Source organism: Mycolicibacterium arcueilense, from assembly GCF_058536225.1.
In genome coordinates this window covers 13,797-29,077 of the sequence record NZ_JBZTYL010000026.1, presented here as the reverse complement: position 1 = coordinate 29,077, position 15,281 = coordinate 13,797, and the positions used below count along the sequence as shown (strand labels likewise).

At 67.6% G+C, this 15,281-nt stretch carries 15 protein-coding genes; 3 read left to right on the top strand and 12 right to left on the bottom strand.

What is annotated here, in order from left to right; genetic code table 11:
* Nucleotides 1-16: 16 nt before the first annotated feature.
* The 9 genes from AC4LGL_RS24320 to clpS form a co-directional block, all read right to left on the bottom strand.
* The gene (locus tag AC4LGL_RS24320; protein WP_055116105.1) at nt 17-784 is read right to left on the bottom strand and encodes a cyclic nucleotide-degrading phosphodiesterase; all 768 of its coding nucleotides are present in this window, start codon (nt 782-784) and stop codon (nt 17-19) included.
* 64 nt (nt 785-848) lie between these two features.
* A complete protein-coding gene (gene murI / locus AC4LGL_RS24315; protein WP_055116107.1) occupies nt 849-1,673 on the bottom strand; it encodes a glutamate racemase in 825 nt (274 codons plus the stop codon).
* A 4-nt stretch (nt 1,674-1,677) separates the two neighbouring features.
* Nucleotides 1,678-2,352 (bottom strand): rhomboid family intramembrane serine protease, encoded by a 675-nt coding sequence (locus AC4LGL_RS24310; RefSeq protein ID WP_463794406.1) that lies wholly within the window; start codon nt 2,350-2,352, stop codon nt 1,678-1,680.
* Between the two features lie 10 nt (nt 2,353-2,362).
* On the bottom strand, nt 2,363-3,334 hold the full coding sequence (locus tag AC4LGL_RS24305; protein WP_491841008.1) for a cysteine synthase: 972 nt from the start codon (nt 3,332-3,334) through the stop codon (nt 2,363-2,365).
* Nucleotides 3,335-3,337: 3 nt separating this feature from the next.
* Nucleotides 3,338-3,610 (bottom strand): MoaD/ThiS family protein, encoded by a 273-nt coding sequence (locus AC4LGL_RS24300; protein ID WP_463794375.1) that lies wholly within the window; start codon nt 3,608-3,610, stop codon nt 3,338-3,340.
* Between the two features lie 19 nt (nt 3,611-3,629).
* Nucleotides 3,630-4,046 (bottom strand): M67 family metallopeptidase, encoded by a 417-nt coding sequence (locus AC4LGL_RS24295; protein WP_463794376.1) that lies wholly within the window; start codon nt 4,044-4,046, stop codon nt 3,630-3,632.
* Between the two features lie 4 nt (nt 4,047-4,050).
* Nucleotides 4,051-5,085, bottom strand: a complete 1,035-nt coding sequence (locus AC4LGL_RS24290) for a P1 family peptidase (RefSeq protein WP_463794378.1) — start codon at nt 5,083-5,085, stop codon at nt 4,051-4,053.
* Nucleotides 5,086-5,091: 6 nt separating this feature from the next.
* Nucleotides 5,092-5,670 carry an oxidative stress transcriptional regulator AosR gene (aosR, locus tag AC4LGL_RS24285; RefSeq protein ID WP_491841007.1) on the bottom strand — a complete coding sequence of 193 codons (579 nt, stop codon included), beginning with the start codon at nt 5,668-5,670 and terminating at the stop codon, nt 5,092-5,094.
* Between the two features lie 6 nt (nt 5,671-5,676).
* On the bottom strand, nt 5,677-5,991 hold the full coding sequence (clpS, locus tag AC4LGL_RS24280; RefSeq protein WP_463794381.1) for an ATP-dependent Clp protease adapter ClpS: 315 nt from the start codon (nt 5,989-5,991) through the stop codon (nt 5,677-5,679).
* Between the two features lie 65 nt (nt 5,992-6,056).
* Here clpS and AC4LGL_RS24275 point away from each other — a divergent pair, with 65 nt between their 5' ends.
* The 3 genes from AC4LGL_RS24275 to AC4LGL_RS24265 all read left to right on the top strand — a co-directional run bounded on the left by AC4LGL_RS24275 (nt 6,057) and on the right by AC4LGL_RS24265 (nt 10,945).
* Nucleotides 6,057-7,370 carry a nicotinate phosphoribosyltransferase gene (locus AC4LGL_RS24275; protein WP_491841006.1) on the top strand — a complete coding sequence of 438 codons (1,314 nt, stop codon included), beginning with the start codon at nt 6,057-6,059 and terminating at the stop codon, nt 7,368-7,370.
* A complete protein-coding gene (locus AC4LGL_RS24270) occupies nt 7,367-9,409 on the top strand; it encodes an ATP-dependent DNA helicase (protein WP_491841005.1) in 2,043 nt (680 codons plus the stop codon). Before AC4LGL_RS24275 ends, AC4LGL_RS24270 begins: the two co-directional genes overlap by 4 nt.
* A 93-nt stretch (nt 9,410-9,502) precedes the next feature.
* Nucleotides 9,503-10,945 carry a neutral zinc metallopeptidase gene (locus AC4LGL_RS24265; RefSeq protein WP_463794385.1) on the top strand — a complete coding sequence of 481 codons (1,443 nt, stop codon included), beginning with the start codon at nt 9,503-9,505 and terminating at the stop codon, nt 10,943-10,945.
* Nucleotides 10,946-10,949: 4 nt separating this feature from the next.
* On the opposite strand, the gene AC4LGL_RS24260 is transcribed toward AC4LGL_RS24265, so the two are convergent.
* From AC4LGL_RS24260 to AC4LGL_RS24250, 3 genes are all read right to left on the bottom strand, one after another.
* Nucleotides 10,950-11,678 carry an MspA family porin gene (locus AC4LGL_RS24260; RefSeq protein WP_491841004.1) on the bottom strand — a complete coding sequence of 243 codons (729 nt, stop codon included), beginning with the start codon at nt 11,676-11,678 and terminating at the stop codon, nt 10,950-10,952.
* Nucleotides 11,679-11,776: 98 nt separating this feature from the next.
* Nucleotides 11,777-12,625 carry a Vgb family protein gene (locus tag AC4LGL_RS24255; RefSeq protein ID WP_491841003.1) on the bottom strand — a complete coding sequence of 283 codons (849 nt, stop codon included), beginning with the start codon at nt 12,623-12,625 and terminating at the stop codon, nt 11,777-11,779.
* The gene (locus tag AC4LGL_RS24250) at nt 12,622-15,213 is read right to left on the bottom strand and encodes a glycosyltransferase family 1 protein (RefSeq protein ID WP_491841002.1); all 2,592 of its coding nucleotides are present in this window, start codon (nt 15,211-15,213) and stop codon (nt 12,622-12,624) included. Before AC4LGL_RS24250 ends, AC4LGL_RS24255 begins: the two co-directional genes overlap by 4 nt.
* Between the last annotated feature and the right edge of the window lie 68 nt (nt 15,214-15,281).

Below are 15,281 nucleotides of genomic sequence, written 5' to 3'. Positions count from 1 at the left end.
CGCCAACCCTAGCGGGTCACCGCCGGGTGACGTCGAAGGTCTCGCCGCTCAGCACGGCATGCACGGGGCCGTCGAACTCGGCCTTGGCCTCGCTGATCACATCCTCGCGCGACGTCCACGGCGGAATGTGGGTGAGCAGCAGCTCACCGACGCCGGCTTCGGCGGCAGCGCGCCCTGCCTCGGTGCCCGACAGGTGCAGGTGCGGCGGACGGGACGGATCGTGTGTCCACGAGGCCTCGCACAGGAAGACGTCGGCCCCGCGGGCCAGTTCGACGAGCGCGTCGCAGTACCCCGTGTCGCCGCTGTAGACCAGGGTTGCCCCGGACGGATCGGTGAAGCGCATGCCGAAGGATTCGGTCGGATGGCACACCAGCCGGGGTGTCACGTCGAGTGTGCCCAACTGCACCGTGGTGCCGTCCTCCCAGTTGCGCACCTCGAAGATGTCGGTGAAGTCGTCGATCTCCCCGCCCTCGGGCGAGGAGGCTGCACCGAGCCGGGCCCAGGTGTTGACCGGCCCGTACATCAGGCCGCGCTCGGTGGCCGGGATCGGGTGATAACGCCGCCACACGAACAGGCCGGGCAGATCCAGACAGTGGTCGGCGTGCAGATGGGACAGCAACACGTTGACCGAATTCGGATCGGCGTAGCGCTGCAGCGCACCCAGGACGCCCCCGCCGAAGTCGACGACCATCGGAGTCGTGTCAGGTGCGGTGACGAGATAGCCGGAGGCTGCCGAATCCGGGCCGACAACGCTGCCGGAGCATCCCAGGATGGTCAATCGCACAGTGTCTAGCTTGCCATGCTTGCTGTGCACGTTGCCAAGACATCGCCGGTTTGGGCGACGGAGATCATTTTCCGGCCCCCACGTGACGCCGGACCTGCCGCGCCCCGTCCAGCCCCGGGCCCAGGAAGCGGGCGGCCAGCGTGGTGAACGCCTCAGGATCGCCGGTGGCCTCGAACACCCGTCGGGCCGGGCCGGATTCGTGCGGCTTCAGCAAATCGAGTTCGGTGAGCACCCGGAGCAGGTCCTTGGCGGTCTCCTCGGCCGAGGAGACCAGCGTGACGTTGTCGCCCATCGCCAACTGGATCAGACCGGACAGCATCGGGTAGTGCGTGCACCCCAACACCAGGGTGTCCACCTCGGCGCGCTGCAGCGGTTCGAGATAGCCCTCGGCCAGACCCAGCACCTGGCGACCACTGGTGACCCCGCGCTCCACGAAGTCGACGAACCGCGGACAGGCAACCCCGAACACCTCGGTGTCACGCGCCGCGGCGAACGCATCCTGATAGGCGCCCGAGGCGATGGTGGCGGCCGTGCCGATCACACCGATGCGACCGTTGCGGGTGGCGGCCACCGCCCGCCGGACCGCAGGCAGGATCACTTCGACCACCGGCACCGGTGAGTAGCGCTCGCGCGCGTCGCGCAGGCAGGCCGAGGACGCGGTGTTACAGGCGATCACCAGAGCCTTGACGCCGCGGGCCACCAGGTCGTCACCGATGGCCAGGGAGTGCGCCCGGATCTCGGGAATGGTCAGCGGCCCGTAGGGACCGTTGCCCGTGTCGCCGACGTAGATGATGTCCTCGTCGGGCAGTTGGTCGATGATCGCGCGGGCCACGGTCAGACCACCGACGCCGGAGTCGAAGATGCCGACGGGTGCGAGTGGGTCGTTCATACGGTCATGCACTCAGACGCGGCCGGGCGGAGCTCTTCTTCGCTTCCCGCGCCTTACGTTCCGGTCCGGACAACAGGTATGCCGCCAATACACCGGCGGCGGCGCCACTGAGGTGACCCTGCCAGGACACGCCCGCATTACCGGGCAACACTCCGAACAGCACACCGCCGTAGACGAACAGCACGACGACGCCGATCACGATCTCCCACACATTGCGCGTGAAGAATCCGAACACGATCAGGAACGCCAGCCACCCGAAGATCAGCCCGGATGCGCCGATGTGGGTGCTCGTGCACTGCACGGTCACGTAGGGGCAGTGCAGGCCGATGTTGCCGATCAGCCATGTGCCGAAGCCGCCGAGGATCCAGATGATCGCCGTCGCTGCGATGAATCGCCCCATCCCGGCCAAAGTCATGAGAAAGCCGAGCACCAGCGCGGGCACGGTGTTGGCGATCAGGTGCGGCCAGCCGCCGTGCAGCAGCGGCGCCCACAGGATGCCCCACAGTCCGTCGGTCTGCAGGGGTTGGATGCCGTCCTGGTCGAGCCGGTGGCCCATGGCCGTGTCGACGGCCTCGATCACGTACAGCAGCGCGACGAAGCTGACGATCGTGACGCCGCCGACAATCCATGCCGGACGTTTCTTCGGTGCGCCGGCCGCGGGTAGACCCGAGGTTGTCATTCCTGCCCGCTCACGCCCATAGCTGCCCTTCCAATGCATCCTCTGCGTCATCAAGGCTACCGGCGTAGGCACCGGTCGACAGATACTTCCAACCGGCGTCGGCGACCACGAACGCGATGTCCGCGCGCTCCCCCGCCTTGACTGCCTTGGCCGCCATCCCCAGCGCAGCGTGCAGAACTGCGCCGGTCGAGATGCCGGCGAAAATGCCTTCGCGGGTCACCAGATCACGGGTGCGCTTCACCGCGTCATAGGAGCCCACCGAGAACCGTGTGGTCAGCACGTCGGGGTCGTACAGCTCGGGGATGAACCCCTCGTCGATGTTGCGCAGCGCGTACACACCCTCGCCGTAGCGCGGTTCGGCCGCCACGATCTGCACGCCCGGCACGTTCTCGCGCAGGAACCGGCCGGTGCCCATCAAGGTCCCGGTGGTGCCGAGCCCCGCGACGAAGTGGGTGATCTCGGGTAGGTCGGCCAGCAGCTCGGGGCCGGTGCCGTAGTAGTGCGCGTCGCTGTTGGCCGGGTTGCCGTACTGATACAGCATCACCCACGAAGGGTTTTCCGCCGCAAGCTCTTTCGCTGTCGCCACGGCGGTGTTGGATCCGCCCTCGGCTGCGCTGAAGATGATCCTCGCGCCGTAGAGTTCCAGGATCTGACGCCGCTCGATGGAGGTGTTCTCGGGCATCACACAGATCATGTTGTAGCCCTTGAGCATCGCGGCCATCGCCAGCGAGATGCCGGTGTTGCCGCTGGTGGGCTCCAGGATGGTCGCGCCGGGGCTCAGCAACCCGTCACGCTCGGCCTGCTCGATCATGCGCAGCGCCGGCCGGTCCTTGATCGACCCGGTCGGGTTGCGGTCTTCGAGCTTGGCCCACAACCGCACGTGCGGCCCGTCCTCACCATCGTCCCAACGCGGCGAGAGGTTCTGCAGCCCGACCAGCGGGGTGTTCCCGAGGGCCTGCAGCAGTGAGTCGTGCCGTGCCATCGGCTATCCGCCTGCCACAGCGGGCAGGATCGTCACCGAGTCGCCGTCGGACAGCGCGGTGTCCAGCCCGCCCGAGAACCGGACGTCCTCGTCGTTGACGTAGATGTTGACGAACCGGTGCAACTTGCCGTCATCGACCAACCGGCTTGAGATCCCGGAGTAGTTGGCCTCCAGGTCGCTGATCACGGCCGACAAGGTGTCGCCGGATGCGCTGACGCGCTTCTGCCCGCCGGTGTGCGGACGCAGGATGGTCGGGATCGAAACTGAAACAGGCATGTGAGAGCCCTCCTTATGACTAGGTGTACTGCTCGACGATGTCGACGGGTTCCTCGGTGACGACGCCGTCGATGATGCGATAGCTGCGCAGTTCGTGCTCGTCAGGGTCCCGCGTGGAGACCAGCACGTAGTGCGCATCGGGTTCTGCGGCAATCGAGACATCGGTTCGACTCGGATAGGCCTCGGTGCCGGTATGCGAGTGGTAGATCACGACGGGCGCCTCGTCGGCCTCATCCATCGCCTTCCACACCCGAAGTTGCTCCATGGAGTCGAAACGGTAGAAGGTCGGGGACCGCTCGGCGTTGACCATCTGGATGAAGCGCTCGGGCCGATCGGAGCCTTCCGGCCCGGCAATGACCCCACACGCCTCGTCAGGATGGTCGGCGCGGGCATGCGCCACCATGGCCTCGACGAGATCCCGGCGGATCACCAGCACTTGATCACTCCCATTCCTTCACTGCGAACGCTCCCGGCAACATGCCACGGTAGGTCGGTATTCCGGCCACCGGCTCGGCAGCCAGCAGCCCGACCAGTACGGCGCGGGCCAGTACGTCGGCCGCGGCAGCTCCGACCTTGGTCACCAGCGCCGTTTCCGGTGACATCGCTACCGGGGTCTTTTCGTCCGGCTCGACGGTCACCGCGCCCGTCGCCAGCGCAAACACCGTATCGCCATCGATCGGGGTGTGACACGGCTGGATGGTCCGGGCCAGCCCGTCGTGGGCGGCGACCGCCACCCGGCGGCACCCGGCGGGGCTCAGCGCCGCATCGGTGGCGACCACCGCGATCGTGGTGTTCAACGCGCTCAGCTCGGTGTGATGGTCGGCGTAGGCCGCGAGTTGATCGGCGGGCGGGCGGGTCAGTCCGAACTCCTCGATCAGCCCCGCCATCCACGGCAGACCGGTGGCCGGGTCAACCACGTCACCGGCGGCGTTGAGCACGACCAGGGCACCGACCGTGACGCCGCAGTCCAGCGTCACCGACGCCGTACCCACACCGCCCTTGAGCACACCGGCGCGGGCGCCGACCCCGCCGCCGACGGTGCCCAGGGCGAACTCGGTCGAGGCAGCGGCGGCGGCCGCATAACCGAATTCTGCGGTCGGCCGGTTCGCCCAGCCGCCCACCGGCAGATCGAAGATCACCGCGGCGGGCACGATCGGCACCACGCCGCCGTCCATCGCCACCCCGCGGCCCTGCTGCTCCAGCCAAGTCATCACGCCGTCGGCCGCGGCCAGCCCATATGCGCTGCCGCCGGTCAGCACCACGGCGTCGACGTGGCGCACGGTGTTGATCGGGTCCAGGAGGTCGGTCTCGCGGGTGCCCGGGGCGCCACCGCGCCCGTCGACGGCACCGACGGTGCCCGGTGGCGTCAGCACCACCGTCGACCCCGAGGCCCATCCCGAACCCAGCGATACATCCGGGTCAATGCGGTGATGGTGGCCGACCAGAATGCCGCCGACGTCGGTGATCGAGCCCATCTGGTCCTATCTCCCCATCAGGCCGAGGACGAGGTATTCCTGCAGCACGGTGAGCCACTGATAGACGTCGAGGTGCCCGGCCATCGGATGCTCGGCGGGCAGTTGGTCAGGGCCCTGCGCACCGATGTCGAGCATGGTTCCCAACGCCAGCCGGATGTCGTTGACCGCCGCGGCCCACGACTCGGCATCGTCCTGCGTCAGCTCAAGCTTGCCGCCGCCGTCCGGGATGGTGTCCAACAAACGTTGCGCCGCTTCGCGTTTGGCGTCGATGATGGTCGGCTCATGCAGTCCGCGCAGCGCACTGTTGAGGCTCTCGGCGGTACCCGAACCGGCGGGATGCTCGGTCTGCGGCCGATAGAAATCCGGGAGCAGACGCTTCATCGTGGCATCCTCGGGCGGCTGCGGATTACCGGTCTTCATGCCGGTGATCATCTCGAGTTCGTCTGTGGGCCCGGACGATCCACGCTCGTCGAGCATGCCCAGCATCGAGGTGCCCAGGCTCGACAGCAGTGCGGCCTCGTGGGGCTCCAACGCCGAGCGGAAGCGCAGACCGTCGGCGGTCTCGACCCTTTTCCACTTACGCACAGTCGATCAGCGGTCCTGTTGCATCGTGGCCCACAGCCCCGCCGCATGCAGTTTGGACACATCGGTTTCCATCGACTCACGGCTGCCTGCCGACACCACGGCCTTGCCGTCGTTGTGCACCTGCAACATCAGTTTGGTCGCGTGCGGCTCGCTGTATCCGAACAACTTCTGGAACACGTAGGTGACATAGGTCATCAGGTTGACCGGATCGTCCCAGACGATGGTCACCCATGGACTTTCGGAGGCTGTCTCTTCCCGGGGCGCAGCCTCGACGCTGCGCTCCTCGCGGGTCCCCGGACGGGCCTTCGCCGGTGTAACCATGGGCCCACAATACCGGCAGGGGAGCCGCGCTATTGAAGCAGCCGTGAACAGCTACGGTTGCTGGTGTGACCGTCGCGTTGCTCACCGACAAGTACGAGCTGACGATGCTCGCCGCCGCGCTGCGCGACGGCACGGCGCACCGCCGCACCACGTTCGAAGTCTTTGCCCGCCGCCTACCCGAAGGGCGCCGGTACGGCGTGGTCGCCGGCACCGGGCGGTTTGTGGAAGCGTTGGCAGAGTTCAACTTCTCGCCGCAGGAATTGACCGGGCTCTCCGAGTTCCTCGACCCCGCGACACTGGATTATCTGGCGAACTACCGGTTCACCGGTGACGTCGACGGCTATGCCGAGGGCGAGCTCTATTTTCCGGGTTCACCCGTGCTTTCGGTGCACGGAACCTTCGCCGAGTGTGTGGTGCTCGAGACCCTGGTGCTCTCAATCCTCAACCACGACACGGCGATCGCATCGGCGGCTGCCCGGATGACCAGCGCCGCCCACGGCCGCCCGATGATCGAGATGGGCTCACGGCGTACCCACGAGTTGGCAGCCGTGGCCGCAGCGCGGGCCGCCTACCTGGCCGGGTTCACCGGATCTTCCAATCTGGCCGCCCAGCAGCGCTACGGAGTCCCCGCGCTGGGCACCGCGGCGCACGCCTACACGCTGCTGCACACCACCGAGTCCGGCCCCGACGAGCAGGCCGCGTTCCGCGGCCAGGTGGCTGCGCTCGGCGTCGACACCACCCTGCTGGTGGACACCTACGACATCACCGCCGGTGTGGCCAACGCGATCGCCGCGGCCGGTCCGCAGCTGGGCGCCGTCCGCATCGACTCGGGTGACCTCGGGGTGCTGGCCCGTCAGGTGCGCCAGCAGCTCGACGGTCTCGGGGCCACCGGAACCCAGATCGTGGTCTCCGGTGACCTCGACGAGTTCGCGATCGCCGCCCTGCGCGCCGAGCCCGTCGACAGCTATGGCGTCGGCACCTCGGTGGTCACCGGATCGGGCGCACCGACCGCCGGGATGGTCTACAAGCTGGTCGAGGTCGACGGGATCCCGGTGGCCAAGCGCAGCAGCCGCAAGGAATCCCACGGCGGCCGCAAACAGGCGCTCCGGCTGGCCAAGGCCTCGGGCACGATCGTCGAGGAAGTGGTCCACCCGTACGGCCAGGTTCCGTCGGAGCCCTCGGGGCTCACCGCGCGCCGGCTCACGGTGCCACTGGTCACCGACGGTGTCCCCGCCGAGGGGCACCACCCGACCGCCGATCTGACCACCGCGCGCGAGCGGGTGGCCGCGGGTCTGAACAGCCTGCCGTGGGATGGCCTCAAACTTTCCCGTGGCGAGCCGGCCATTCCCACCCGGGTCGTGGCGTCGGCACTGACATGACGACCAAATCGAAGCCATCCCGTGAGGTGGCCAACGTGGTGACCAATCTCCTCAAGATCGCCGTCAAAGGGCTCGGCGGTGCCAGCCGCCCCGGTCAGGTCCAGATGGCCGAGGCCGTCGCCAACGCCTTCGAATCCGGTGAACACCTGGCCGTGCAGGCCGGCACCGGCACCGGCAAATCGCTGGCCTATCTGGTGCCCTCGATCGCCCGCGCGCTGCAGACCGAGCAACCGGTGGTCGTCTCGACTGCCACCATCGCCCTGCAACGCCAGCTGGTCGACCGGGACCTGCCCCGGTTGGTGAACTCACTGGCCGATGCGCTGCCCCGCAAACCCACGTTCGCGCTGCTGAAGGGGCGCGGAAATTACCTGTGCCTGAACAAAATTCACAACGGATCGGCCGAGGAGCCGGCGGACCGACCCCAGGACGAGTTGTTCTCCCCCATGGCTGTCAGCGCCATGGGCCGCGATGTGCAACGGCTGACGGAATGGTCCTCCGACACCGAGACCGGCGACCGCGACGAGGTGACCCCCGGCGTGCCGGACCGATCGTGGTCGCAGGTCAGTGTCTCGGCACGGGAATGCATCGGGGTGTCGCGCTGCCAGTTCGGTACCGACTGCTTCGCCGAGCGGGCGCGGGAGAAGGCCGGGGCCGCCGACGTCGTCGTCACCAACCATGCACTGCTGGCCATCGACGCGCTCTCCGATTTCTCGGTGCTGCCCGAGTACGAGCAACTGGTGGTCGACGAGGCTCACGAACTGGCCGACCGGGTGACCGGGGTGGCCACCGCCGAATTGTCGGCGACCTCGATGGCCGTGGCACACCGCAGAATGTCCCGTTTGGTGGATGACGAACTGGCAGAACGGTTCGAGGCCGCGGTGGCGACGTTGTCCTCGATGCTGCACGAGCTCGACGCCGGCCGCATCGATGTGCTCGACGAGGAACTGGGCACCTATCTGACCGCATTGCGCGATGCCGCCAATGCGGCACGCACGGCGATCGACACCGCACCCAGCGACCCGCAGGCCGCCTCGGCCCGCACCGAGGCCGTCACCGCACTGAGCGACGTCAGTGACACCGCCACCCGGATCCTCACCTCGTTCGTCCCGGCCATCCCCGACCGCGTCGATGTGGTGTGGGTGGAACAGTCGGACGGGCCGAACACCGGAAACACCGGGGCTCCCAGACCAGGACGCAGCCTGTTGCGGGTGGCACCCATGTCGGTGTCGGGCTTGTTGCGCACCAGGCTGTTCGCCAACACCACCGCGGTACTGACCTCGGCAACGCTGACCCTCGGCGGCAACTTCGACGCGATGGCGCGCAACTGGGGCCTTGGCGGTTTCTCCGACGACAATGAGTCGGCCAAACCGGGCTGGCGCGGTCTCGATGTCGGATCACCATTCGACCACGCCAAATCCGCAATCCTCTACGTGGCCAAGCATTTACCGCCTCCCGGGCGGGACGGCACCGACACCAGGACTCTCGATGAGATCGAGGGGCTGATCACCGCGGCCGGCGGCCGCACCCTTGGTCTGTTCTCGTCGATGCGCGCAGCCAAGGCCGCCGCCGAGGTCATGCGCGGACGGCTGTCCACACCGGTCCTGTGCCAGGGCGAGGACACCACTTCGGCTCTGGTGCAGAAGTTCTCAGATGATCCGGAGACCTCGCTGTTCGGCACCCTTTCGTTGTGGCAGGGGGTGGACGTGCCCGGGCCGTCGCTCTCGCTGGTGCTGATCGACCGGATTCCGTTCCCCCGCCCCGACGATCCGTTGTTGACCGCCCGGCAGCGGGCGATCAGCGCGCACGGTGGTAACGGCTTCATGGCGATCGCCGCCAACCACGCCGCGCTGCTCCTCGCCCAGGGCACCGGTCGGCTGCTGCGCCACACCGACGACCGCGGCGTCATCGCGGTGCTCGACTCCCGGTTGGCGACCGCCCGCTACGGCGGGTACCTGCGCTCGTCACTGCCGCCGTTCTGGTCCACCACCGACCCCGAACGGGTACGTCAGTCGCTGAAGCGGCTGCGCGGCGCGAGCTGATATCGCACCCTGAGCTCGCTCGGTTAACTAGTGTGTGCGGCAATTACCCGCGCGGATGGTTATGGCCGCCAGAGTGCACCGGAAGGCGGCAAAATGAGCCGACGCGCCCTGTTCGGCATCGCTTTTGCCGTATGCACGGTGTTGCCGCTGGCGGGTTGCTCGTCTCTGGTGGGCGGGACGGCGGTGTCGGTGTTCAGCGACCCCTTCTCGGTTGCCGGAATGCCCGCCACCGACGGTTCGAGCGGTTTGCGCCCCGACGCCGAGAAGCCCTCTCGCAAGGTCACCAACTCCGACGGCGGCAAGATCGACAACCTCGCCGCCAGCGCTGTCAGCGACCTCGAAGAGTACTGGTCGGATGCCTACTCCGAGGCGTTCGAAGGTGAGTTCCAACCGGTGCGGGCGCTGATCTCCTGGGACGCCGAGAGTTTCGACGGTGGGTTCTGCGGGATGGAGACCTACGGTCTGGTCAATGCCGCGTTCTGCAAACCGGATCGGACCATCGGTTGGGACCGCGGCGTGCTGATGCCCGGGCTGCGCCAACAGAACGGCGACATGGGCGCCGTCATGGTGCTCGCCCACGAGTACGGCCATGCGATCCAGCAGCAGGCCGGACTGGTCAACCGCAAGACGCCCACCCTGGTCGCCGAACAGCAGGCCGACTGTCTGGCGGGCAGCTACATGCGCTGGGTGGCCCAGGGTGACTCCCCGCGGTTCTCACTCAGTACCGCCGACGGGCTCAACAAGCTGCTCGCCGCCGTGATCGCGTTCCGGGACCCGCTGCTCACCGAGGCCGAGGCCCGGGTCGGGATCGACGAGCACGGGTCGGCGTTCGAACGGATCTCGGCCTTCCAATTCGGGTTCACCGACGGGCCCGCGGCCTGTGCCGCGATCGACGTCAAGGAGATCAACCAGCGGCGCGGCGACCTTCCGGTCCTGCTGCCCGAGGACCAGAGTGGCGACCTGGACATCACCGAACACTGGGTGCGCTCGATGGTCGACGCGCTCAACATCCTCTTCAAGCCGGCGAGCCCCCCACGGCTCGACTTCCGGCCCGAGGCGGCAGCGGACTGCGCAAACGCACGGCCCAGCCCCCCGGCCTCCTACTGCCCTGACACCAACACCATCGTCGTCGACCTGGCCGAAATGCAAGCGCTGGCAACACCGTCCGACGAGGTCGACGTCGGCGATCTGGCCGGCGGTGACAACACCGCGTTCTCGGTGCTGATTTCGCGTTACGCCCTGGCCCTTCAACATGCCCAGGGCTTGGTGCTCGACAACGCCGAGGCGGCGCTACGCACCGCCTGCCTGACGGGCGTGGCCACCGCCAAGATGATCAAGCCCGTGAACCTGCCCAACGGCGACACCATCCTGCTGACCGCGGGCGACGTCGACGAGGCGGTATCGGGCATCCTGACCAACGGGTTGGCGGCCAGCGACGTCAACGGAGAGTCGGTGCCCTCGGGGTTCGCCCGCATCGATGCGTTCCGGGTCGGCATCCTCGGTGACGAGCAGCGCTGTCTCAAGCGCTTCGCGTGACGGCTCAGACCACCTTCGTGGTGCCGTACCAGGCCAGCACCGCCTCGGATTCTTCGGTGGAACGGGTCAGCACCGCATAGGACCGGATGAACGACTGGCCCACGCAGCCGTCGATCTTCACCCTGAAGTTGCTGATCATCACCCATGGCTCGGTGCCCTTGAATTCCTTCTTGGTCACCGGGATGAGGTTGATGATGCCGGGCTTGAGACCGACCGTGATGCCGCCGCCGATGTTGGCGCCGACCCCCGGCAGGATGCCCTCGGGCCAGGGCGAGACCACATCGGTGCCCAGGACCCCGATCGAGCTGTTGAGCCCGGCGGTGCCGGTCAACGAGACGCCGTTGGACGTGCTCATGTCGATGCCGCAGCCGATCTGATAGCCGGCCTCCAGGGTGCCGCCCGGCTTGTCGCCGCCGTCGGGTCCGGTCATGGCGCCGCGGTAGGTTCCGCCGACGACGTATTCGCGCGAGGACAACGCGGTGGTCAGCGGCGGTGCCGCGACCTGCGTCTCGTCGGCGGCCGACACCGTGAGGTCCCAGCCGTCCGGGGTTTTGAGGGTGGCCGGTGGGGTCGACTCGACCAGATCGGCAACGACCGGTTCACCCGGCTTGGGCAGCACATCGGCGACCACCTCGATTTCGGGGGCGACGACGGGATCGGCCCAGGCCGGGGCAACCGACGCCGTGCAGGCCAGGGCCGCGGCCGTGAGCAGTCCCAACGAGCGAATCAACACAGGCGGCCTCTCGTTACAGTTCCCCGCAGGAACGTATCGCCACGTTCCCGGAGGGAACCTGCCTATGTACTTACCTGACCGTTGCCGGCGACGGTCACTCAGGTGGGCATTTTCAGGACGAATCCACATTCCAGCGCCACCCAACAGGCCCCGTCGGGACCGATTGCCAACCCGTGCGGTTCGCTTCCGGATGGCAGGTCGATGGTCACGACCTCACCGTCGCCGCTGATCCGGGCGATCTGGTCGGCACCCCAGAGGCTGACCCAGACGCCGTCGGTCGGGTCGGCGACCACCGCGTGCGGTTTGCCCGGCAGGTCGAGCTCCTGGATCGCGTCGTGGACCGGGATCCTGCCCACCTTGTCGGCGCGGATCTCGGTGAACCAGACCGCATCGTCGTGCGTGGCGGCGATGCCCACCGGACCGGCTGCGGCAGTGGGCAGTTCGCGAACCGTGAGATTTCCGTCGACGGTCAGCCGGCCGACCTTGCCGGTCTCGTTGAGGGTGAACCACAACGCGTCGTCGGGCCCCTTCGTGATCATCGACGGCATCCCGCCGACCACGGATTGGCTGCTGATCTCACCATCGGTGCCGATCCGGCAGATCTGGCCCGACGTCATCGTGGTGAACCACATGGCATCGTCCGGGCCTGCGGTGATGCCGAATGGTGAACTGCCCTCGGGCAATTCGAACGAACTCAGCTCCCCCGCCGTGGTGATCCGGCCGATGCGATCGTCGCCGGAGCGGGTGAACCACAGGGCCCCGTCCGGACCGGCCGCGATGATCGACGGACGCGCACACTCCGCAACCGGGTACGTGGTCACGTCGCCGGCGGCCGAGATCCGGGCGACAGCGCCGGCATGCACCAGCGTCACCCACATCGCGCCGTCGCTTCCGGCTGCCAGCGCGTACGGTCCACCGTCGAGCTGAACTTTGAGCGCCTTACTCAAGCCAGTGCCACCAGGCCCAACTCGTTGTCGGCGGTCAGCAACCGATGGTGCGGCAGCACCCGGACGGTGTACCCCACCGGCCCGGCCACCGGCAGCGGCGTGCTGGTGGAGAACACGTCGGTATCTCCGTCTGCCGACCCGGTGTGCGTCATCGGCACGGTCACCGGATTCACGATGACGTCACTGGCGTCCACCCGGCCCAGCACGGCCTGCACCGTGACCTCGTCGGGCCTCAGGCCGGCCAACTGCACCGTGGCCGTCAGCGTCAGCTGTGAACCCAACAACGGCGTATCGGGCAGGCCATAGCTGTCCACATCGGTGATCTGGATCTTCGGCCAGGCCTCCTGCGCACGGCGACGGTAGGTGGCCAGTTCCCGGGCTGCACCGAACGGCTCACCCGAGGTGGCCTCGACGGTCTCGCGCAACGACAGCGCCGCAGGCACGTAGTACTTCTCGGTGTAGTCGCGCACCATGCGCGAGGCGAGCACCTTGGGCCCCAGCACCTGCAACGTGTGGCGCACCATCTCGACCCACCGGGTCGGGACACCATGTTCGTCGCGCTCGTAGAACTTGGGTGTGACCGCATGCTCGAGCAGGTCGTACAGGGCGGCGGCCTCCAGATCGTCGCGACGCGCCTCGTCGGCCACGCCGTCGGCGGTCGGGATCTCCCATCCGTTGTCGCCGTCGTACCACTCGTCCCACCAGCCGTCCCTGATGGACAGGTTCAGCCCGCCGTTGAGCGCGCTCTTCATGCCCGACGTGCCGCACGCCTCCAACGGTCGCAACGGATTGTTCAGCCAGACATCGCAACCCCAGTACAACAACCGGGCCATCGACATGTCGTAATCGGGCAGGAACGCGATGCGATGGCGCACCTCCGGACGGTCGGCGAACCGCACGATCTGCTGGATCAGTGCCTTGCCCCCGTCGTCGGCCGGGTGCGACTTGCCCGCCACGATCAGCTGCACCGGCCGTTTCTCGTCGAGCAGCAGTTTCTCCAGCCGCTCCGGGTCGCGCAGCATCAGCGTCAACCGCTTGTAGGTCGGCACCCGCCGCGCGAATCCGACGGTCAGCACCGACGGATCGAAAGCGGTTGCGATCCAGCCGAGTTCAGCGTCCGATGCACCGCGTTCCAGCCAGGAACGGCGCAGCCGGTCGCGCACGTCGGCGATCAACGTCTCGCGCAGTTGCGATCGGATCCACCACATATGGCCGGGGTCGACTTCCTGCAGGCGTTCCCACACCGCCGGTTCGGCGGCCTCAGAGCCGATCAGCTCACGTCCCAGTGCCAACCACTGCGGCGCCGCCCAGGTCGGGGCGTGTACACCGTTGGTGATCGAGCCGATCGGGACCTCGGCCCGGTCGAACCCCGGCCACAGGTCGTTGAACATGGCGCGGCTGACCCGACCGTGTAGCAGCGACACCCCGTTGGCCCGCTGCGCCAGCCGCAGACCCATGTGCGCCATGTTGAACTTCGACGGATCGTCCTCGGCACCGAACGCGACAACCCGCTCCAGCGGCACTCCGGGCAGCAGCCGCGAATCGGCAGGACCAGCGGGCGGACTGCCGAAGTAGCGTCGGATCATCTCGACCGGGAACCGGTCGATCCCGGCCGGCACCGGGGTGTGGGTGGTGAACACCGTCGAGGAACGCACCACCGTCAGTGCGGTGTCGAAATCCAGTCCCGCCGCGACCAACTCGCGGATACGCTCCACGCCGAGGAAACCGGCGTGGCCCTCGTTCATGTGGAAAACCTCAGGGGCAGGCAGGTTTTCGATCTCGGTGAACGCCCGGATCGCGCGAATGCCGCCGATACCGGCCAGGATCTCCTGCTTGATCCGGTGTTCCTGATCGCCGCCGTAGAGCCGGTCGGTGACGCCGCGCAGTTCGTGCTCGTTCTCCGGAACATCGGAATCGAGCAGGAGCAGCGGAATCCGGCCCACCTGCGCGATCCAGACCCGGGCCCGCAGGTCGCGGGCCTCCGGCAACGCCAACTCCACCAGCACCGGCGCGCCGGACGCGTCGGTGAGCAGGCGCAACGGCAGGCCCTGCGGGTCCAGCGACGGATAGGTCTCGTGCTGCCAACCGTCGGCGGTCAACGACTGCCGAAAGTAACCCGATCGGTAGTAGAGGCCGACCGCAATCAACGGCAGCCCCAGATCCGACGCGGATTTCAGATGATCACCGGCCAGGATGCCCAGGCCGCCCGAATAGTTGGGCAGCACCTCGGCGACACCGAACTCCATCGAGAAGTACGCGATACCTTTCGGCATCGCGACCCCGTCCTCGATCTGCTGCTGGTACCACAGCGGGCGGCTCAGATAGTTGTCCAGGTCGGCGGCCAGCTCGTCGAGCCGGCCCAGGAAGGATTCGTCGGCCGCCAGTTCGTCGAGCCGTTGCGGACTGACCGCCCCCAGCAACGCGACCGGGTCCCCGTTGGTCTGCTGCCACAGCTCGGAATCGAGCACGGCAAACAGATCCTGGGTGGGTTTGTGCCACGACCAGCGCAGGTTGATCGACAGCCGTTCCAGCGCCGCCAACCGCTCGGGAAGGTGCGCGCGGACGGTGAACCTTCTGAGGGCTTTCACGCGATCCAACCTTACTGACAATTCCGGTTCGTGCAGCGATGAGCGATATCCGTTCAGCCGGTGTTAGC